This is a genomic window from Bacillus sp. SRL337 (assembly GCF_984799155.1).
Map to the genome: position 1 here is coordinate 4,550,243 of NZ_OZ481793.1, position 20,465 is coordinate 4,570,707.

A 20,465-nucleotide genomic window follows, 5' to 3' on the forward strand; every position below is an offset into this window, starting at 1 on the left:
TGTCCCGATTACCACGGAATCGCGACTCGCTCCATCATTCCCCGCCCCTTCCTGTCCCGATTTTCACGGAATCGCGACTCGCTCCACCATTCCCTGGCCCTTCCTGTCCCGATTCCCCCGGATTCGCGACTCGCTCCACCATTTCCCGGCCCTTCCTGTCCCGATTCCCCCGGATTCGCGACTCGCTCCACTCTTTCCCGCCCCTTCCTGTCCCGATTTTCACGGATTCGCGACTCGCTCCACCATTCCCCGGCCTTTCTGTCCTGATTTTCACGGATTCGCGACTCGCTCCACTCTTCCCTGACCCTTTCTGTCCCGATTATCCCTTTTCGCGATCACCCCAGTTTCGTTACTTGCCCCAGCACACCGACATACCTCCCTGCCGCTCCTCACCGGCATGTCTGCTCCAAATCACCAGCTAAACCGATCTGCTTCTCAGTTTTCTACCACACCCTTAAAAACCTATATCTTCCAGTCCCAATCTTCTGTTATATTAAATATACAAATAATTTTTGAAATTTTACGATACTTGGAGGCTCTCATGGAACGACTTACAGACCACTTGATAGTGATTTCATTCGATTGTCTTTCATCTCTGGATTACACAACCATAAAAGAAATGCCGAACTTTCAAGGACTTTTGAAAAAAGGTTCGTATTGTCCAAACGTAAAGACCATCTATCCTTCCGTTACATATCCATGTCACGCCACGATTGTAACCGGTAACTATCCCAATAAGCATGGAGTCATTAACAACACCAGGCTTCAGCCCGGCAGCCATTCACCGGATTGGTATTGGCACAGACATCATATAAAGGGCACGACCCTTTACGATGAAGCAAAGAAAGCAGGCCTGACAACTGCCGCGTTATTATGGCCCGTAACAGCCAAAGCTGAAATTGATTACAACATGCCTGAAATCTTTGCCAACCGGCCATGGCACCATCAGATTGCCGTGTCACTTTGGAATGGAAGCACCTCCTTCCAATTGGAGATGAACCGCCGCTTTGGCCATATACGGAACGGCCTTTTCCAGCCTCAGCTTGATGATTTTGTATTGGAGGCCACAGTCGAAACCATTCGTGAGAAGAAACCAAATCTGATGCTTATCCATTTCACCGACCTTGATTCCCACCGCCACTACCATGGGTTTTCTTCTGAACAGGCTCATGAAGCCTTGAAAAGACATGATGAACGGCTCGGAAGAATCACTGAAGCGTTAAGAGAAGCAGGAATTTATGAACAGTCCACCATTATCGCTCTGGGAGATCACAGCGCCCTGAATGAATCCAAGGCCATTAAACCGAATGTCCTGCTAAAAGAGGCGGGCCTTCTCAGTGTGAACAGCCAAGGAAAAATCACTGATTGGAAAGCCTATTGCAAGAGCTGCGATGGCTCGGCATATATATATGTAAAGGACCCAGATGATCAAGTGACCTTTAGAAAAGCGAAAGAGCTCTTAGACAAAATGAAAGTGGATACGGACAATGGCATTGAAAACATTTTGACCGGAAAGGAGGCTGGAGATAGAGGAGCTGATGAGACCTGTGCTTTCATGATTGAAGCTTCGCTTGGATTTTACATCACGGAAGGGCTGCAGGGGGATTATCTTGATGGAATCACCTCTGAAGATGTAGAAGCCGGTAAATACACCTTCGCATCCCATGGATACTCACCTGAGAAGCCCGATTATGAGACCATTTTGATGGCAGCGGGCAAAGGAGTGAAAGAGGGAGCACTCATTCCTTCCATGCACCTTACAGACGAGGGGCCGACTTTCGCCAGACTTCTTGGACTCCATCTGGGCAATACGGATGGCGCAGCTATAGATGAGTTGTTAAAACTGTAAATTTTTTGTAAAACTTACAGGCTTTCAATCTCCATTCCTTTTATTTTTTGTACAATTAAACAGAAACCGTTTCCGGGAGGTCAAAACCGATGAAGTCTTTTACAAAAGAAGAGAATAGCTGGATGCTCTACGATTGGGCCAATTCAGCATATTCCATCATCATTTCCACTGCTGTTTTTCCATTGTTTTATAAGGCCGCTGCCACCAATGCGGGGGTAAGTGCCGCCAATTCCACTGCGTACCTGGGTTACACCATTGCCATCGCCACCTTCATTCTGGCGATGTTGGGCCCGATACTTGGAACCATCGCTGACTATAAAGGATTTAAAAAGAAATTCTTTACCTTCTTCTTTTTCCTTGGCGTTGCGGCTACAGCCCTTTTAGCTTTTATTCCAAGTGATGAATGGTTCTTGCTGCTAGTCTGTTATACTTTTGCAGCTGTCGGTTCTGCAGGGGCAAATGTTTTCTATGATGCTTTCCTGACTGACGTCACCTCAGATGAAAAGATGAACAGAGTTTCAGCCAGAGGCTTCGGGCTGGGCTATATCGGCAGTACCATTCCATTCATCATCAGCATTGCAATCATTGTATTGTCACAAAGCGGCACCATTCCTCTGTCAACCACAACAGCCAGCAAAATTGCCTTCCTGATTACCGCGTTATGGTGGGGATTATTTGCCATTCCAATGTTTAGGAATGTTCACCAGCGCCACTATATTGAACCTGAGCCAAAGCCTGTCGTTAACAGCTTTAAACGCCTTGGCAAAACATTTAAAGAAATTAAAAAATACCGTTCGTTATTTTTGTTCCTACTGGCTTATTTCTTTTATATTGATGGTGTCGGTACCATCATTACGATGTCCACTGCCTATGGAACTGACCTTGGCATTTCATCCACCAGCCTGCTGATCATCTTATTTGTCACGCAGGTTGTCGCTGCTCCCTTTGCCATCCTGTATGGAAGGCTCTCAGAGAAGTTTACAGGGAAGAAGATGCTGTATGTCGGTATCATCATTTATATTTTTGTCTGCATCTATGCTTACTTCCTGGAAACAACCTTGGACTTCTGGATATTGGCTATGCTGGTCGCTACGTCCCAAGGGGGTATTCAGGCCTTGAGCCGCTCGTATTTCGCTAAGCTGGTACCAAAACAAAACTCCAATGAATTCTTCGGATTTTATAATATTTTCGGGAAGTTCGCATCCATCATGGGACCGCTGCTAGTCGCCATGACGGCACAGTTGACAGGCAATTCGAGCACCGGGGTCTTCAGCCTTGTCATTTTGTTCATCATCGGGATTGCCATTCTGTCCCGGGTACCTGAACCAAAGCATCATATTGCTGCAGTGGATACAGCCAAAAAAGCCTAAATAAAACCGCTTGGATTTGTAAAATCCAAGCGGTTTTATTTTTTACTCTCTCCAATTCACTTTCTACCTTCCCGGAAAGAGAATCTTAAAGTCCTCATACCCCTCTTTTTCAAGGTCTTTTACAGGAATGAACCGCAAGGCTGCGGAGTTGATGCAGTATCGTAAACCGTTTTCCCCCGGGCCGTCCTCAAAGACATGTCCAAGATGGGAGTCAGCCTCCCTGCTCCGGACCTCCAACCTTGTGCTTCTGTGGCTCAAATCATATTTTTCCTTCACACTTGCAGACATTACCGGTTTTGTAAAGCTCGGCCAGCCGCAGCCGCTGTCATATTGGTCTTTCGAAGTGAAAAGCGGTTCACCTGATACGATATCGACATAGATTCCTTCTTGTTCATTGTCCCAGTATTCATTTTTAAAAGGGGGCTCAGTACCATTTTCTTGAGTGACATGATACTGAATTGGTGTAAGCGATTCTTTCAGATGCGAAGTATCCTTCGGCCAGAATTTCTTTTGGTAATCCTGCCTGCCCGATCCCCTTCGATACAGTTCATACCGGAAACTATTTTTCTTGTAATAATCCTGGTGATAGTCCTCAGCTGGATAAAAAGGCTGAGCGGGGAGGATTTCGGTAACGATCGGCTGCTGAAACCGGCCGCTCTCCTCCAGCTTCCTTTTTGATTTTTCCGCCAGCTCCTTTTGTTCCTCGCTGTGATAATAGATACCCGTCGTATAAGCATATCCTCTATCACTGAACTGTCCTTCTGAATCTGTCGGATCGATTTGCTGCCAATACATCTCCAAGAGCTTCTCATAAGGAAATTCTTCTGGATTAAATAAGATCTGTACTGCTTCCCTGTGTCCTGTGTTCCCCGAAATCACTTCTTTATAGGATGGATTTCGGGTATGTCCCCCTGTGTAACCTGAAGTGATGCTCTCAATGCCTTCCTGCTCATCAAAAGGAGAAACCATGCACCAAAAACAGCCGCCGGCAAAGGTCGCCTTATGAGATTGTATTTGTGTCAAAATGATCTCCTCCTATACAGTTTCTTTAGCAGCTGCAGCCGTTTCACGTGAAACATATGATTTAACTGTCAGATTTCCCTTCAAACTCAGGGCTCAGCTCGCTCCAGACATCAAACTTATTTCCATCCATGTCCCAAAAGACAAAATTCCGGCCGGCATGACCCCTGTTCTCTATATCGCCGACCTTCATCTGCTTATTTTTAAACTCTTTTTGAAGTTCTTCCAAAGCAGACAGGCCATTGACTTCAAATGTCATTGAAAAATGTTCTTCTCCATTTTTGTCAAAGAAATTAGATGATTGATTGCTGCCTGCTTGCACCAGAAAGAAGCTTTGATCAGCCAGATTTATGATGGCCTTATCCTCATCCAGATAGTTTATTTCTGCCCCCAGATTCTCGCTGTACCAGTCAGCGGCTGAAGCAGCATGACGGACTGGAATGTAGGTGGTCCCTACCCTCAACAGTTTCTCACTCATTGTTCTTTTCCATCCCTTTCCATGGTCAAGTATCTATTATGAATGTTTCTCTTGAAGCCATTGCCGGGCAAAATCGACAACTGGACGCTGTTTCATGAGCCGGCATTCGGCGATTCCAATCTCTACTGGTTTAACATGATGGCAATCTTCAAAGTCTTTCCCCAATTCTTCAAAGTGATCGGAATCATATAGAATCTCTTCATACTCCTTCCATACACGATTGCCGTTCTCCTTCATTGCGGTTCCTTTTTTGACTTTCTCCCGATTGGGGATGCTGTGCTCGGCAAAGTGCAATGACGTGTTGCTGTCATGGGTCACCCCGAGCAACAGGATCGATCCAGCGAGTTCGTAAATCTTCGCAAGTGGTGAGTGCAGGCCAAACCCTTCCTCCAGGGGCTGTTCACTTATTATGTAGTCGGCATGTTTCCCCCAGGCTGCAAAAGAATATACAGGATGAGAACTCCTTTTGACCCCCGGGAACGTCCTGAAAGCCTCGACAATGGCCCCCATGCCCCTTACAGGAGTTGTATCCGGATCGTAGGCTGGCATTTCCGAGCGGATGACCGGCCACCATTCTTCCGGAACAGGAGGCATTTTCCACTCTGCTGGGTCAGAGTTATCAGCCGATTGGGCAGGCATGATCAGTGTCCCTTCTTCACCGACTGCTTCCATCAGCGCCGTCACAACCGCGACTGCCCCTCCACATACCCATCCTAAGGAACTTAGAGATGAATGGACAATAAGTGTCATTCCTTGATGTAAACCCAGGTGTTGAAAATCCTTAATTAAGCTTGAGGCTGTGTGCGGAGTCTGTACCTTTTGAATCGCTATTCTCTCTGTCATGTCTATCCCCTTCTAAATTATCTTTTTTATCGTTCACCGATTCCCTAATTATATATCAATTTCCAGTTGACTTTCTCCGAGTATTTGGACTTTTATAAAAAATCATTCTTGAAGGCATATATTGTAAGTGTTATAGTTATCTAGTGAAATAATCTGAAAAATTTGAAATATATTCGTAACAAAAGGATTCAATTTCCTTTACCTTTTTCCGATGAGGAGGAGACTTTTAATGAAGCAGATCATGTGGCTGCCCCTTCAGTTTCTGCTGACGTGTGCAGGTTTATTTTTATTCAGCGCTGCTGGTTCCTTGCTTTTTTATGATCATGAACTTGTCATACATATTGCAAAATACTTTCATACCTTGAAACAAATCTTTCATGATTTATTACATCCCGGATCTATCTTTATCACTGTAGGTGATGAAGGAAAAAACTATCCAATCTTCCCTATGCTTCTGAAGTTATTTGGATATTCCTTCCTTCTTTTGGCATCTGCATTTGCGATTGCTGTTATCGTTTCTGCTTTCATCAGCTATCTCATTATGTTTCTGCCGCAATGGGCAAAACGGATTTGCTTCCGGCTTCTGGATCTGTTCGATTCCCTTCCGGACGTATTGATTGTCGTATTGCTGCAGTTGTTCATCATCTGGCTTTTCAAACAGACGGATCTCTTGTTGTTTGATATCTATAAACTCGGCGAAGATAAGATTTATGTTCTGCCGATTGTCTGTCTGGCCGTCCTGCCGATTGCCTTTCTTACGAAGCATTTCCTGTTCCAGATAAGGGAAGAGGAAGACAGGCCGTATGTAGAATATTCTTTTTCCAAAGGTTTTTCAAAGGCGTATACTTTGTGGGTCCATTTGTTCCGTAATGTCTGGATTCAATTCTATTATCATATCAAGCCGATCTTCCTGCTGATGCTGTCTAATCTCCTTATCATTGAAATCCTGTTTAACATCAACGGGTTCATGTACGTCATGCTGGCAACTGCTACATTAAAGCCGAGTGCCTTCTTTATAGGAATGCTGATGATTTATATCCCATTCTTCATCATGTTCAGCATCGGCCGGATTCTATTGACCAGAACGATCGGAGGGGAGCTTGAGGTATGAGCGTGTTTAAATCTTTACGATTTTGGATTCCATTTGGAATTATCGCCGCATTGATTGTCGGGAGCTTTCTTGTTCCGGTCCTTTATCCTGACCTTCAGGAATCGGGCCCTCCCTATATAACGGACCCGGATACCCATAAACTGCTTGCTGCTGCGCCTTACACTCCATCCGAGATGCCGCCTATGGGAAGCGACAAGCTCGGCAGGAACATTTTCCTGCTTTTGATTGACGGCGCTAAGTATACTTTGCTGGCCGCATTAGCCATTGCCCTTCTGAGGATGTTCGGCGGGTTTGTCACTGGGCTTCTTTATGCATTCATACCGGGATGGCTCCGTTCAGCCATCAAGGGATTCTGGGATACATTCAACTTTATTCCGCTGGCCATCGTCGGATACATCCTTCTTCACCCCCTTCAACTGGCATATGAAGCTGGAGCATTGACAAGTTTCCGCTTCATGGTGATTGAAGTGGCGGTCATCGCACTCATGGTCATCCCGTCCCTGGGAATGTATGTCGGGCAGGGGATGAATGATTTTATGAAACAGGAGTTCATTGATGTATCAAGACAAATGGGCGCCAGCCGTTTTCATTTAATCCGAAAACATTTAGTGCCCCATTTTGGACGGCATTCCATCGTCTTGTTTTCAGAGCAATTGTCCCAAACATTGCTGCTTCTGATTCAGCTCGGTGTCCTTCATATCTGCCTGGGTGGTCTCATGACAGCCAATTTCGGGATCATGGAAGTCATTCCAGAGTATTTTTCCGCTATAAATGAATGGGCGGCAACTATTGCTATTAATATAAAACAGGTTTTCGTCCGCCCGTATATCGTTTTGGGTCCGCTTTTGTTTTTTTCCGTCACCATTTACTGTGTAAATGAAATCAGTGCTGTTTTGAGATCTGTTTTAATCGAAGGGAATCCAGCCGGCATGAAGCTATTCAGAAAGAAAAGGAAAGCAGCCGGATATGCTTCTTCCCATAAACCACAAAAGGATGATTTTACATTTGCAGACCATAAGGGTGAAAAAGCATGCTGAGAAAAGGTTGTTCTGCCATAGCGATTTTACTGGTTATAAGCTTGCTTGCTGGATGCAGAGTCATCTGGGTTGATAAGACATTGGAAGAACAGGAAGCACCTGAACTTTCAAAAGGAAGAGAAGAAATAAAGCTCGAAGCCACTCTTCAATCCGACCAGACCAGAATGATTATCCGGGGAAATGCCAACCTGCCGGAGGGTGCAATTCTTCTAGCTGATTTAAAAGAATATCCCGAGGGGGCCGAGCAGACGGACGTCTTGAATGGCGAGGTTGAGCCTGCAGATGAAACGGCTCTGGAAAAAGAGGGAGAAATGAACGAGGATGGCAGTTTTCTTATCGTTATGGACCGCCCTGACATAGAAAAACGTTATCGGGCAGCCATCCGATTTTCCCCTGAGATTCAACCAGAAGATATTCAACAAAAATTCGGAAAATCGGGCGAGCTGATTGGTGAAAGTGAAGGCTTGTATCAATATGAAATGGACGGCAGCAAGATTACTGGAATTGCCAAATACACGCCGGTTTTCTCATTGTCTGATGGAGGCTGGTATAGGGGGAAATTCGACATGTCCCCAAACATAGAAGATGCACGCCCATCCCATTAAAAACTCCTTGGCTTCCAAATGCCAAGGAGTTTTTTTATTGTTTATATTTCCTATTTATAGTAGGGAATGAGCAAACAGTCTAATGCGCAAGCTATGTCTATTGGTCCATTTATTATATTTACATAATATAATTTCTTTTTTCACATTGTAGAACGAAGTACTTTTTTCCTATTTTTTGCTACAATTCACAATACTTTTACTCCTTAAATTCTTCAAAAGTATTTTGACAAAACGGAAAATAATAATTATTATAGTAAAGTATTTCATAGGAGGTAGACATATGTCCAAATTAGACAAACAAAGAATTGTTGAAAGCGTCCCTCAAAAGGGATTTTTCGGCCATCCTAAAGGTCTTTTCACGTTGTTTTTCACAGAGTTCTGGGAGAGATTCTCCTACTATGGCATGAGAGCCATTCTTGTATTCTATATGTATTACGAGGTATCAAAGGGCGGACTGGGTCTTGATGATAACCTTGCTCTTTCCATCATGTCCATTTATGGTGCCCTGGTTTACATGTCAGGGGTCATTGGAGGCTGGCTGGCTGACCGGGTATTCGGAACATCGAGAGCGATTTTCTATGGCGGAATTTTGATCATGCTCGGTCACATTGCCTTATCAATACCTGGAAGCCTTTCCATGTTCTTTGTATCCATGGTATTCATTGTTATTGGTACTGGTTTGCTGAAACCAAATGTATCCAGTGTCGTCGGTGAGATGTATGCTGAAAACGACAGCCGCCGTGATGCAGGGTTCAGTATTTTCTATATGGGTATCAACCTTGGGGCATTCATCTCTCCATTACTGACTTCAACCGTTTCAGATGCCTATGGATTCCATTGGGGATTCGCAATCGCAGCTGTAGGTATGTTTGTAGGATTGATTGTTTTCATGATAACAAAGAAGAAAAACCTTGGACTGGCAGGAACGTATGTCGGCAACCCGCTGACAGCTTCTGAAAAGAAAAGGTACTCTATCATCTTTGGTGCAGCGATTGTCGTCATCGGCGGTCTGTTGGCCATCCTAATTCCTAATGGCCTGTTTACTGTAAGCACATTCATTAATTTAATCGGTATTTTAGGTATCATTATTCCGACCATCTATTTTCTTGTTATGTACTTCAGCCCGAAAACGAATGAAGTTGAGCGTTCCAGAGTCCTCGCTTACATCCCGCTTTTCATTGCGGCCGTTATGTTCTGGGCGATTCAGGAGCAGGGCTCCACGATCCTTGCGAATTATGCAGATAAACGGACAGATCTTGATTTTGCAGGCATCAGCATCTCTCCAGGCTGGTTCCAATCACTGAACCCGTTGTTCATCATTGTGCTGGCTCCTGTATTTGCTTCAATGTGGGTAAAACTTGGAGACCGTCAGCCAAGCATTCCTAAGAAATTTTCCCTTGGGTTATTATTTGCAGGGATATCCTTCCTTGTCATCCTGATCCCGGGTTATATCAGTGGAGATGCATTGGTTAGCCCATTATGGCTTGTTCTCAGCTACTTCATCGTCGTTCTTGGTGAATTGTTGATTTCACCTGTTGGATTATCAGCGACAACCAAACTGGCACCTGAGGCTTTCTCCGCTCAGACAATGAGTGTCTGGTTCTTAGCAAGTGCCGCGGCACAAGCTTTGAATGCACAGCTGGTGAAATTCTATACTCCTGCCAATGAAACGATATACTTCGGTTCTATCGGTGGAGCAGCGATTCTATTAAGTATCATTTTGTTCGTCCTTTCTCCGATCATCAAGAAGTTCATGAGAGGGATTAATTAATTTATAGGAATAAAAGAGAACCTCAGGAGCGGTCGAGGTCACTGAAAAAGTCTAAGAAAAATTAAGAAGGCAGAATCGTTCACTTCAAAGAGCGGTTCTGCCTTTTTTATTTCATCTTTTTATGACGTTCCAGGTGCGCGACTCCGCGGGGCGGGCGGTGAGCCTCCTCGGCTTCGCCTGCGGGGTCTCACCTACTAAATGTGGAAGCGGCCGTTCAACGACGTATGGGTTGGAGGGTTCCTGCATGAGATATAGAAATCATGAAGAGTGGAGCGATTCGATGATGACTTATCGCAAGGAGGAGCTGGGAAGTACGCTAGCAGCTGGGCTTTGGAGCTGGATTCGCAAGGAAGGAGACTGAAATCCCCTAGTCGTTGGCCGCTGGAACTAGACGAGTCCCGCTAGTCCCGCAGGAAATCGCACACCTTCCACTCCAATCAACGTTGAATACCATTAACGATGTCTCAGACGTTGATATTTCGAGCGTTCAAAATATGGCTTGTCCTTCAACTATTTCTTGGATATGGCTCCAAAGGAAACCGTTATTGATCCAAGTTCTCTGATTAATTTTCGTAACCTTAGGTTGAAAGATCTGAACTTATTAGACATGCTTATCAATAAGAGCGTTGAGATAGCCATTGAAAAAAAGATTATTAACAGTAAGTCCATTATTATAGATGCCTCCCACACAAAAGGCACGCTGTAAGTTGAGAGAATTATTGGGGGATGCGGCCTATTCAGAGAAAGACACCATTGAATACAGTTTCGATTTCCCTGAGTGATTAGCGGGTTCAATTTGGAAACCAGTTTGATTTCAGTTCTATTAGGAAGAGGATGAATTCTAGTTCAATAAGGATGCGGGTATGTAGGCTGCAAGGCAGGACATATGGCTATACGGAAAGCTAGCATGGAAAAAAGGATGAGGCAATAATCAGAAGGACACTTATTATTTTGATGACACTGCATGTAAGGGTTACAAGGAAGGATTGAAGAGTAAGACACCCGAGGGTTCTTCCACATTTTTCCGATTTAATTTTGTATCGTTCTTTTGCCTTTTCCTTAAAGTATTCACTCTCCTGAAATTTTGCCTGAGAGGAATGCTGATCGGACTTTTGGGAAACGGAATACGTCCATTGGCAAGGAATTACAAGGTGCCATGGCTTTTACGGTAAACTTTAAAAGGGTTCTAAAGCTAATGGGAGAAAAAGAGCAACATCTGCGATGCTTTCCAAGAAAAAAGCCTAATCCATGATGGACTAGGCTCTGACGATTAGATTGTAACGACCCTATTCGTCTTTGCTCCTTCCAATATTCCTAGAATGACCTTAAGAGATAAAAGGGCATCCTCCCCCGTCACTAAGGAAGGCTTGTCATTCAAGACACAGTCGACAAATTCATCGATCACTCCGCTGGTCGTCTGATTATCATTGGTCTGGATGCTTTCTAGTTGATAGTTGACTCTTTCTCCACCTTTGGTAATGACTTCTAGTTGATAGTCGTCACTGTGATAAATCTTCATAATCCCTTTTTCGAAATAGATTACCGTGCTGTTATCTTCTTCCCCGTAATACGTCCACGAAAAGGATGCACTCCCCAGCCTGCCTTTTTTTGTTTTTAGGCTGCAGACGAGATTGTCGCATACTTCAATCGGGTTTCCGTTCTCATCCACCTTATCCAGAGCTCCTTGAAAGGCGCTTACCTCCGTGATTTCATCATCCAGGAGATAATGCATCAGGTCAATTTTGTGAATCCCCAAATCCCCTGCAACGCCGAGGCCGGAACGGTCTTTCTTGAAGAACCAGGTAGAGTTGGATTTATTGACTCCCCAATGCTCAGGTCCTGCATGTCCAAAGATCGTTCTGAAGGAAAGGACTTTACCAAGTTCATTCTTCTGGATGATTTCTCTTGCTTTCTGATGCGCACGAGTAAACCGCTGATTATGGTCTACCATAAGTTTTTTCCCTGATTGGTTCTGGGCATCGACCACTGTCCGGGCTTCATCAACCGTAAGGGCAATGGGTTTTTCACATAGTACATGCTTGCCGCTCAAGAGTGCATTGGTGGAAAAAACATGGTGATATTCATTCGAAGAGCAGTCACTGATGACGTCTATCGTCTGATCTGCCAACAGTTCCTCAACAGAAGAGGCTGTACCCCCATTGAACATTTGAGCCAGCTTCTGAGCTCTCTCAGGGTTCCTGTCATAAAATATGATTTCATCAACGTGGGGATTAGCGAAATATTCTGGTGCGTGACGTAATTTCGCAATCGACCCACAGCCGATAATTCCTGCTTTTAATCCCATTCATTACACCTCTATTCTTTCTTTTGGAATACTACTGCTATGATGATAATCAACCCTTTTACAAATCCTTGCAGATGAGGCGATACGTTCATCAGATTCATCATGTTATTAAGAATCCCGAGGATGAGCACCCCGAAGAAGGTACCGATGATCTTTCCGCGTCCTCCGGTCATTCTGGTTCCGCCGATGATGACCGCTGCGATGGCATCCAGTTCGTACTGCACCCCTGAGCTGGAAGATGAAATGGAGTTCAAGCGGGATGTTTCTATGATGGCTGCAATACTTACCAGAAGACCTGTCAGTGTATATACACCAATTTTCACACGGTCGACCCGAATAGCTGAAAGCAGAGCGGCTTTTTCATTGCTTCCAAGAGCATAGACGTATCTTCCAAACCGGGTCTTATGCATCAGGATATAAACCAAGACCGTCATGATCAGGAAAATGATAATCGGATAGTCAATGATCCATAGATCACTGTTGGCAATTGCCGTGAAACCAGTTACTTCACCTGAAACACTTCCACCTTCGGCAATATACAACGCGATCGAACGGGCACCTGCCATCATTCCCAGTGTGGCAATAAAAGAGGCAATTTTCCCCTTGGCTACCATCAAACCATTAAGGAATCCCGCAAATGATCCAACGATAAACGCCGTGAGGATAGCCACAAGTATACTTCCCGTCGCATTCAATGCAAGGACTGTAATAACCCCGACCAAAACCAGGACAGAACCCACTGACAGGTCAATGCCGCCGGAAAGCATAACGATCGTCATCCCAAGCGAAACAATCCCGATAATGGAAACCTGCATTAAGATGTTCAGCTGGTTATTGAGATCAAGGAATCTCGGACTCATGATGGATGCCGCAACAAAAATAATTAAAAATGCAATGATGACGCTATACTCTGACCACAGCCAAGAGAGGCGACTTTGTGTATTCGATTTTGTATCTCCCGTATTTGCTTTCAACTGAGCATTAGCCAATTTTTTCAGCCTCCCTTTTTGAACCTGTAGCATACCTCATGATTTCATCTTCTGTTGCCTCATCGCCTTTGAACCTGGCTGTAATTTCACCTTGATACATGACATTGATGTTGTGGCAGACCTTCAAGACTTCAGGAGCTTCAGAAGACAGGATGATCACGGCTTTGCCCTGTTCTGCCAGTGATAGGATATGATGATAGATTTCCTGCTTTGCACCGACGTCTATCCCCTGTGTCGGATTATCAAATATGATAATGTCCGTATCCACCTCAAGCCACTTAGCAATAATCACTTTCTGCTGATTTCCACCGCTGAGCTTGTCGATGGTGATGCGTGGATTGTGAACCTTGATATTGAGCTTTTCTTTATAAAACTGAAATTTTTCCTTCTCAATCTTTTCATTGATAAAACCTGTCTTTTCCACATTTCCGATAGAGGACATGGTCATGTTATGAATGACACTTAAATCTTTGATAATGGCATTTTCTTTCCGATCCTTAGGGACAAATCCCAAACCTGCCTTCACAGCTTTGCTTGGGTGATCTATTTTTACCAGCTGGTCATTGATTCTAATTTCACCATTGTATTTTTTTCGATAGCCAAATAAACTTTCGAACAGTTCGGTCCTGCCGTCCCCCGCCAATCCGGTAAACCCGGCAATCTCTCCTTTTCGCACTGTAAAATGGATGTTTTTATAGTTTCCTTGATTTGTTAAGTTTTTCACTTCAAGCAGGACCGGGCCCAGATCATGATGGGTCTTTAATCGATCTTCGGAGATCGACTTTCCAACCATCAATTTGGTTATGCTGTCCACGTCTTCGTTTGCTATACTGCCTGTACCTACTAATTCACCATCTCTAAGTACGGTATAACGGTCACAAACAGCTTTGATTTCATTCAATTTATGAGAAATATAGATAATGGAGACACCGGAGTGTTTCAAGTTCGTCATCAGTTCAAACAAACGTTCCACTTCATGTTCCGTTAATGAGGATGTTGGTTCGTCCATGATAATCAGCTTTGATTTATGCAGCAGGGCTTTGGATATTTCAATCAGCTGCTTATAAGATGTATCAAGGTTCCGTACATATTCTTTCGGGTTAATTTGAATTCCAAGCTGTGAAAGAATATCTTTTGTCTGCCTGCACATCTCTTCCACTTTGAGGAATCCGAATTTGCTGCGCAATTCGGAGCCCAAAAACATATTCTCATAAACTTTCAAATCAGCAACCACATTCAGTTCCTGATGGATAAAACTGATTCCCTGCTCTTGTGATAATCTTGGGTTAAGCATTTTCACCTGGTTTCCATTAATATACATTGCACCGCTTTCAGGCTGATGCACACCGCCTAGTATATTCATCAACGTGGATTTCCCTGCGCCATTCTCACCAAGCAGAGCGTGAATTTCCCCTTTTTCCACTTCTAGTGTGACATCTTTTAAAACACGTACGCCATTAAACGACTTATGGATGTTTTTCATCGTCATGAAAGGATTTGAAGACATATATAGTCCCTCCTTTATAGAAAAAGGGAGACTGGCTCAAACGCCAAGGGCCAAGCCCTTATGAGACAGCCTCCTTATCTTTTTTTTAGAATTTAGAGTTAGGATCGTAGTACTCGTCAACGTTCTCTTCTGTAACCTGTGTTGCTTCCTTCACGACCATCGTTTCTTCCGGCTCATCGCCTTGGGCAAGGTCTGCAGCAATTTTCACCGCATCTTCAACCATTGTCGGAGAGTATAGGAAAGTTGCAGAAATCAGTCCGCCTTCCTGGATGTTCTCAAATACTCCTTTACCGCCGCCGGCACCAGTGATGAATTGGATATCATCACGACCTGCTTCTTTAATTGCTTGCAATACTCCCAGTGCCATACCATCATCCTGAGTGAAAACAGCATCGATGTGGTCATGGGCCTGAAGGATATTCTGCATTACTTCCAATGATTTTTCAGTAGAGAAATCACCGCTTTGTGAAGCAATCACTTCAATGCCATCTGTGCTTTCCATCGCTTCCTGGAAGCCTGAACCGCGCTGTTCAGTAACAGAGCTTGGAGGACCTGTAATTTCAACGACTTTACCTTCTCCATTTAACTTTTCAACAAAATATTTACCAGCATTGACACCGATTCCTTCGTTGTCGCCTTTAACAACCACTGTTGCTGCATCGTTTTCAAGTTCACGGTCGACAATGACAAGAGGAATCCCAGCGTCTTTCACTTTTTGACCGACAGGAGATAATGCTGCTGATTCGATTGGCAGCATAACGATTGCATCTACATCCTGTGCAATAAGATCATCTACATCGTTCGCCTGTTTATTCGGGTCTGCCGCATTTGTCATGACATACTCAATGCCTTCGCTCTCTTCAAGGGCCTGTGCCTGTTTCTCAGCACTGTCAATAAGAGCTCCCATCCAGCCGTGGGTAGCTGATGGCAGCGAGATACCGATTTTGATCGTATCATCGTCTGCACCGCCGCTTCCCTCTTCGGTATTACAAGCGGCCAAGCCAAAAACCATTAGTAAAGATAAACATAATACAAAAAATTTCTTCAACCTAAGCACCCCTTTGTTTTTTAGACCTTTAAAAAAGCCCCTATTTCTTGCTCCCCCTCCATGTAATCGATTACATTTACATCTAAGGTCAGCGCTCTATTATTAACTGAAAGATTAATAACAGAGCGCTGAGCTTAGCGGATCACCCGGAAGTGGAATCGCGTATCACCAGCTCATGTTCTAGTATGATGCTTTCGACCTTTTCTCCTCTTATCTGATCAATCAGCATTTTTGCGGCCATTGTCCCCATTTTATACATCGGCTGAGCGATAGTTGTCAGTGTAGGGTGTGTCATATTGGAAAAGTCGATTTTATCGAATCCTACAACAGCAATATCATCCGGTGAGTGAAACCCATTATTGTTGATTTCCTTAAGTGCACCGATTGCCAGCAGATCAGATACCGCAAATACCGCTGTGGGCTTTTCCTGGAGATTCAATATTTTCTTCATCGCATTCTGGCCATGATCGAAGCCAAGCTGCTGAACGGTGATGACATACTCCTCATTAAAAGGGATGCCATGCTCTTCCAATGCACGCTGATACCCTTTCTTACGCAGTCTGGCGTACAGGTTTTTTTCATCTGAATTAATTAATGCAATCTTTTCGTTGCCAATTTTGATTAAATGTTTGACTGCCCGATAAGATGCTTCTTCATTGTCAATCGTAATGTAAGGTATGCCGCTGTCTTCAGAATACTCGCTGCATTGGATAATGGCGTGATTCTCGGCAAGCTGTTTTAACGTTTCAACATTTACGGCGGGATCCATGGAGATAATACCGTCTGCCATCTTCTTTCTGACCATGTCGAAATAAATATTTTCCCTTTCAGGATCCGAATCTGTTTCACACAAAAGGATATTGTAATTTTGACTTATGGCAACCTGCTCAATTCCTTTAATGATTTCAAGGTAAAAAGGATTGGAGATGGTCGGAATCATGATCAGCAATATGCGGCTTTCGGAATTTCTAAGATTTCTGCCAAGCATGCTCGGTTCATAATTCAATTTCCTGATCGCATCTTCCACTTTGATTCTTGTCTTGATCGCTACTGAGTTTTGTCCGTTTAATACTCTTGATACTGTTGCAACTGACACACCGGCCTCTTTTGCAACCTGTTGGATGTTTGCCATCGTTTGTCTAGCCTTCTTTCTCTGTCTTGAAGGTGTGTAATCGTTTACAATTCAAATGGTAATATATCCCCAATTCTCTGTCAACACAAAATTTTTTACCTAGTTCTCTATTGATTTATTCGTATTTTTTCTATATGTTAAAAATGTAATGGATTACAAAACAATAAATTCTGAACATTTAATCAAGGAGGTATTCTTTTGAAATTAGGTGTCTTTACAGTTTTATTCTCAGATAAAAGCTTTGATGACATGTTAAAATATGTTTCTTCAAAAGGGATTGAGGCTATTGAGCTGGGTACAGGCGGATACCCTGGAGATGCACATTGCAAAGTTGATGAACTGCTGGGAGACGATAACAGCCTCAACAGCTTTAAACAAAAAATCGAGGACCACGGCTTGATAATCAGTGCATTAAGCTGTCATGGAAATCCTCTGCATCCCCAAAAGAAACTGGCTGAACCTGCCGATGAAATACTGGTAAAAACCATTAAGTTAGCATCCAGGCTGGGAGTGCCTGTCGTGAATACATTCTCCGGATGCCCTGGTGATCATGAAAATGCACTGTATCCAAATTGGCCTGTTACACCTTGGCCGCATGACTTCCAGGAAGTACTTAAATGGCAGTGGGAAGAGAAGTTGATTCCTTACTGGAAAGAAAAGAATGATTTTGCCGAAGCCCATAATGTGAAAATTGGGTTGGAGCTGCACGGAGGCTTTTCTGTCCATACGCCTTCCACAATGCTCCGCTTGAGGGAAGCCTGCGGGCCTGCTATAGGGGCAAACCTGGATCCAAGCCATATGTGGTGGCAGGGAATTGATCCCGTCGAAGCGATTAAACTACTTGGCCGCGAAAACGCCATTCATCATTTCCATGCGAAAGATACCATCATCGATCAGCAGAACATGAATCGGCATGGTCTTACCGATATGACCGACTATTCGGAGCTTCGCGATCGTTCCTGGTATTTCCGGACTGTCGGATTTGGTCATGATCAAAAAGTCTGGGCAGACATGATCAGCACGCTTCGCTTATATGATTATGACTATGTTGTCAGCATTGAGCACGAGGATGGACTCATGTCGATTAATGAAGGATTTACCAAAGCAGTCGAAACTCTTAAACCTGTCATGGTCAAAGAGTCTGTAGGTGAAATGTGGTGGGCTTAATTTTGTAAGCGGTATCTTTTAAGCTTTATTTCCTTGTGGAGATAAAGCTTTTTCTTTTGAAGAGGCTGTTTTCGCATACATTGTTGCTTTCGGAAAAATCCCAAAAGCCGGATTTTCCCCCTGCATACTGCGTTTTTCGCTCTGAAAGAAGAGAGAAGCTCTTTTCTCTCTTGCTAAACAGATTTTTTTCCGGTTCATTACTCCACTTTCTTTCGGAATTATTCCCAAATAGCAGCAAAGTTCACGAAAAGAGCCTTTGGATAACAGGAAATGAGTTCAACCTTTTAGCAAAACTATTTACAGACTATTCTAAAAATATACTTTTTAAATTATACTAGTGATAAAAAGGGGGAGAACCGGTTGAAAAAGGGGAAGTTATTTCTGTTGATGATGCTGGCTCTGCTATTTATCTTTATTTCCGTAACCGCCTACAATTTATTTTCGATAAAATCCAGACAGCCGGACCCGCATCCAACTCAAAGTGCTATCAATCAAGAAGAAGCTGTTAATCACCTTTCGGAAGCCATCACCTATGAAACTGTATCCTATCAGGACCGCAGCAGATATGAGTTTAAAGAATTTGAGGAGTTCATTGCGTTTCTGGAGACAAGCTATCCTGCTGTACATAACCAGCTTACACTAGAAAAGGTAAACGATTATGCCCTGATATATAAATGGGCTGGGGCAGATTCATCTAAACAACCAATCGGCTTAACAAGCCATTATGATGTGGTGCCGGTATTGGGGGGGACAGAACGAAATTGGGAGCAGGATCCTTTCAGCGGGACTGTTGTGGATAATGAAATCTGGGGCCGCGGTACCCTTGATGATAAAATTGGGGTGATCGGAATCCTTGAATCACTTGAATTTCTTTTAACCGACCATTTTCAGCCGGAAAGGGATATGTACTTCATGTTCGGTTTCGATGAAGAAATCGGCGGTGACTTAGGTGCCAAGGCAATCGCTGACACCTTGAAGGAACGGGGAATCCAGTTTGAGTTCGTACTGGATGAAGGCGGTGCGATAGTGGAAGAAATGGTACCTGGAGTCGAATCTCCTGTTGGAGTTGTCGGTATTTCAGAGAAAGGGTCGGCAACGGCAACCTTGTCCATTGAGGGCAGCGGCGGACATTCCTCACAGCCAAAGAGCAGGACGAATATAGGAAGAATCGCTGGCGCTATTGCCAAACTGGAAGAAACTCAGTTTCCCGGAGACCTTAAAGGGCCCGGTGAAGATTTATTTGAATACGTTGCCCCTGAAATGAACGTTGGGATGAGATATATCTTCTCTAATAAGTGGATCTTTGAGCCGATTATTGAAAACGTCTTACTAAAGGAGCCTGCCTCTGCTGCCTTGATCAGAACGACGATTGCCCCGACGATATTCCAGGCAGGCGAGCAATATAATGCCCTGCCTGAAAAGGCTTCTGCTGTCATCAACCTGCGTTTGATGCCGGGAGATTCTTTGCAAGATGTAAAGACTTTCATTGAGGAAACCATTGATGATGAAGGAATACTGGTGGAAGTGGCAGGAAGTGAGGCAACGAAGGTATCCTCTGTTGAAGGGGAGCCCTTTCAAACTGTCCAGCAGGCAGCCAGGAATGTGTATGACAAAGCCGTCATTGCCCCTTACCTGATGTTTGCCGGTTCGGATGCCAAACACTATGACAGCGTTTCAGATAACACCTACCGATTCCTGCCTGTGCAAATCACCTCTGAGGATCTGAACCGGATGCATGGGACAAATGAACATATCAGCATTGAGAATTATATCAAAGCAATCCAGTTCTATATTGAAGTAATTAAAGAGAGTAACCAAAGATAATGGATTCGGTTTTGAGGATGAAAGAAAGATGACACACTCTGCGGGGCGAATAGCCTTAAAATGGTGAAAATCAAATCTGTTTCTCTAAATCTAATGAATATCTAGGAGTGATTGAGCTGGAAAAAAGGTAATCTAATGCGGGCCTAACGGTACTTGCTTGGCTGCAGCGGCCATTGCCCAACGGATTTCCCGCTGCCTCACTGCCAGATGTCAGCACGCTGGATCCAAAGAGTGGTTCAAGAAAAAATTGGATTATGGATTTTTTCTGATATCAACTGGATTTATCGTTGGGGTTCATTCCTGTTCAAAGGGAATGTTTCCTTTATCCGTACATCGCTAACGGCCGCTTTCGCTTTTTATGCAGCCGATAAGGGTCAGCACCGCCCGCGAGCCGCACACTTGGAGCAGA

The 20,465-nt window shown here is 44.1% G+C and carries 17 protein-coding genes and 1 pseudogene; 9 read left to right on the forward strand and 9 right to left on the reverse strand.

Annotated elements, in window-relative coordinates; all coding sequences use genetic code 11:
• Window positions 1-34: 34 nt before the first annotated feature.
• Window positions 35-274, reverse strand: a complete 240-nt coding sequence (locus tag AC4E8A_RS22735) for a hypothetical protein (RefSeq protein ID WP_490196090.1) — start codon at window positions 272-274, stop codon at window positions 35-37.
• A gap of 267 nt (window positions 275-541) precedes the next feature.
• Here AC4E8A_RS22735 and AC4E8A_RS22740 point away from each other — a divergent pair, with 267 nt between their 5' ends.
• Together AC4E8A_RS22740 and AC4E8A_RS22745 are read left to right on the forward strand one after the other, a co-directional pair.
• Window positions 542-1,849 carry an alkaline phosphatase family protein gene (locus AC4E8A_RS22740; protein WP_490196091.1) on the forward strand — a complete coding sequence of 436 codons (1,308 nt, stop codon included), beginning with the start codon at window positions 542-544 and terminating at the stop codon, window positions 1,847-1,849.
• A gap of 89 nt (window positions 1,850-1,938) precedes the next feature.
• Window positions 1,939-3,219 (forward strand): MFS transporter, encoded by a 1,281-nt coding sequence (locus AC4E8A_RS22745; protein ID WP_490196092.1) that lies wholly within the window; start codon window positions 1,939-1,941, stop codon window positions 3,217-3,219.
• 63 nt (window positions 3,220-3,282) lie between these two features.
• Here the strand turns inward: AC4E8A_RS22745 and msrA are convergent, their stop codons facing one another.
• The 3 genes from msrA to AC4E8A_RS22760 all read right to left on the reverse strand — a co-directional run bounded on the left by msrA (window position 3,283) and on the right by AC4E8A_RS22760 (window position 5,560).
• On the reverse strand, window positions 3,283-4,242 hold the full coding sequence (gene msrA / locus AC4E8A_RS22750; RefSeq protein ID WP_490196093.1) for a peptide-methionine (S)-S-oxide reductase MsrA: 960 nt from the start codon (window positions 4,240-4,242) through the stop codon (window positions 3,283-3,285).
• Between the two features lie 61 nt (window positions 4,243-4,303).
• Complete coding sequence (locus AC4E8A_RS22755) at window positions 4,304-4,717, reverse strand: VOC family protein (protein ID WP_490196094.1); 414 nt, start codon at window positions 4,715-4,717, stop codon at window positions 4,304-4,306.
• 36 nt (window positions 4,718-4,753) lie between these two features.
• Window positions 4,754-5,560, reverse strand: coding sequence for an AAC(3) family N-acetyltransferase (locus tag AC4E8A_RS22760; RefSeq protein ID WP_490196096.1), 807 nt, complete (start codon window positions 5,558-5,560; stop codon window positions 4,754-4,756).
• A gap of 229 nt (window positions 5,561-5,789) precedes the next feature.
• Between AC4E8A_RS22760 and AC4E8A_RS22765 the strand changes: the two genes are divergently transcribed.
• The 5 genes and pseudogenes from AC4E8A_RS22765 to AC4E8A_RS22785 all read left to right on the forward strand — a co-directional run.
• Window positions 5,790-6,671, forward strand: coding sequence for an ABC transporter permease subunit (locus tag AC4E8A_RS22765; protein WP_490196097.1), 882 nt, complete (start codon window positions 5,790-5,792; stop codon window positions 6,669-6,671).
• Window positions 6,668-7,708, forward strand: coding sequence for an ABC transporter permease subunit (locus tag AC4E8A_RS22770; RefSeq protein WP_490196098.1), 1,041 nt, complete (start codon window positions 6,668-6,670; stop codon window positions 7,706-7,708). The genes AC4E8A_RS22765 and AC4E8A_RS22770 overlap by 4 nt, the downstream gene beginning before the upstream one ends.
• Window positions 7,702-8,313, forward strand: coding sequence for a hypothetical protein (locus tag AC4E8A_RS22775; RefSeq protein ID WP_490196099.1), 612 nt, complete (start codon window positions 7,702-7,704; stop codon window positions 8,311-8,313). Before AC4E8A_RS22770 ends, AC4E8A_RS22775 begins: the two co-directional genes overlap by 7 nt.
• A 280-nt stretch (window positions 8,314-8,593) precedes the next feature.
• Window positions 8,594-10,084, forward strand: a complete 1,491-nt coding sequence (locus tag AC4E8A_RS22780) for a peptide MFS transporter (protein WP_490196101.1) — start codon at window positions 8,594-8,596, stop codon at window positions 10,082-10,084.
• A 443-nt stretch (window positions 10,085-10,527) separates the two neighbouring features.
• Window positions 10,528-10,778, forward strand: a pseudogene (locus AC4E8A_RS22785) (transposase); the annotation flags it as partial.
• A gap of 576 nt (window positions 10,779-11,354) precedes the next feature.
• Here AC4E8A_RS22785 and AC4E8A_RS22790 read toward each other — a convergent pair.
• The 5 genes from AC4E8A_RS22790 to AC4E8A_RS22810 all read right to left on the reverse strand — a co-directional run bounded on the left by AC4E8A_RS22790 (window position 11,355) and on the right by AC4E8A_RS22810 (window position 17,065).
• On the reverse strand, window positions 11,355-12,389 hold the full coding sequence (locus tag AC4E8A_RS22790; protein WP_490196102.1) for a Gfo/Idh/MocA family protein: 1,035 nt from the start codon (window positions 12,387-12,389) through the stop codon (window positions 11,355-11,357).
• Window positions 12,390-12,400: 11 nt separating this feature from the next.
• Complete coding sequence (locus AC4E8A_RS22795) at window positions 12,401-13,378, reverse strand: ABC transporter permease (protein WP_490196103.1); 978 nt, start codon at window positions 13,376-13,378, stop codon at window positions 12,401-12,403.
• Complete coding sequence (locus AC4E8A_RS22800) at window positions 13,371-14,885, reverse strand: sugar ABC transporter ATP-binding protein (RefSeq protein WP_490196104.1); 1,515 nt, start codon at window positions 14,883-14,885, stop codon at window positions 13,371-13,373. Before AC4E8A_RS22800 ends, AC4E8A_RS22795 begins: the two co-directional genes overlap by 8 nt.
• 85 nt (window positions 14,886-14,970) lie before the next feature.
• A complete protein-coding gene (locus tag AC4E8A_RS22805) occupies window positions 14,971-15,942 on the reverse strand; it encodes a substrate-binding domain-containing protein (RefSeq protein ID WP_490196105.1) in 972 nt (323 codons plus the stop codon).
• Between the two features lie 133 nt (window positions 15,943-16,075).
• Window positions 16,076-17,065, reverse strand: a complete 990-nt coding sequence (locus AC4E8A_RS22810) for a LacI family DNA-binding transcriptional regulator (RefSeq protein ID WP_490196106.1) — start codon at window positions 17,063-17,065, stop codon at window positions 16,076-16,078.
• Between the two features lie 198 nt (window positions 17,066-17,263).
• Between AC4E8A_RS22810 and AC4E8A_RS22815 the strand changes: the two genes are divergently transcribed.
• Together AC4E8A_RS22815 and AC4E8A_RS22820 are read left to right on the forward strand one after the other, a co-directional pair.
• Window positions 17,264-18,232, forward strand: a complete 969-nt coding sequence (locus AC4E8A_RS22815) for a sugar phosphate isomerase/epimerase family protein (RefSeq protein WP_490196107.1) — start codon at window positions 17,264-17,266, stop codon at window positions 18,230-18,232.
• Window positions 18,233-18,592: 360 nt separating this feature from the next.
• Complete coding sequence (locus AC4E8A_RS22820) at window positions 18,593-20,056, forward strand: M20 family peptidase (protein WP_490196108.1); 1,464 nt, start codon at window positions 18,593-18,595, stop codon at window positions 20,054-20,056.
• Window positions 20,057-20,465: the final 409 nt, after the last annotated feature.

What these genes read in the sequence shown, in the direction of transcription:
- AC4E8A_RS22740 (WP_490196091.1), top strand. Translation starts at nt 542, where the DNA reads ATGGAACGACTTACAGACCACTTGATAGTGATTTCATTCGATTGTCTT.
- AC4E8A_RS22745 (WP_490196092.1), top strand. Translation starts at nt 1,939, where the DNA reads ATGAAGTCTTTTACAAAAGAAGAGAATAGCTGGATGCTCTACGATTGG.
- AC4E8A_RS22755 (WP_490196094.1), bottom strand. Translation starts at nt 4,717, where the DNA reads ATGAGTGAGAAACTGTTGAGGGTAGGGACCACCTACATTCCAGTCCGT.
- AC4E8A_RS22760 (WP_490196096.1), bottom strand. Translation starts at nt 5,560, where the DNA reads ATGACAGAGAGAATAGCGATTCAAAAGGTACAGACTCCGCACACAGCC.
- AC4E8A_RS22765 (WP_490196097.1), top strand. Translation starts at nt 5,790, where the DNA reads ATGAAGCAGATCATGTGGCTGCCCCTTCAGTTTCTGCTGACGTGTGCA.
- AC4E8A_RS22770 (WP_490196098.1), top strand. Translation starts at nt 6,668, where the DNA reads ATGAGCGTGTTTAAATCTTTACGATTTTGGATTCCATTTGGAATTATC.
- AC4E8A_RS22775 (WP_490196099.1), top strand. Translation starts at nt 7,702, where the DNA reads ATGCTGAGAAAAGGTTGTTCTGCCATAGCGATTTTACTGGTTATAAGC.
- AC4E8A_RS22780 (WP_490196101.1), top strand. Translation starts at nt 8,594, where the DNA reads ATGTCCAAATTAGACAAACAAAGAATTGTTGAAAGCGTCCCTCAAAAG.
- AC4E8A_RS22790 (WP_490196102.1), bottom strand. Translation starts at nt 12,389, where the DNA reads ATGGGATTAAAAGCAGGAATTATCGGCTGTGGGTCGATTGCGAAATTA.
- AC4E8A_RS22800 (WP_490196104.1), bottom strand. Translation starts at nt 14,885, where the DNA reads ATGTCTTCAAATCCTTTCATGACGATGAAAAACATCCATAAGTCGTTT.
- AC4E8A_RS22810 (WP_490196106.1), bottom strand. Translation starts at nt 17,065, where the DNA reads ATGGCAAACATCCAACAGGTTGCAAAAGAGGCCGGTGTGTCAGTTGCA.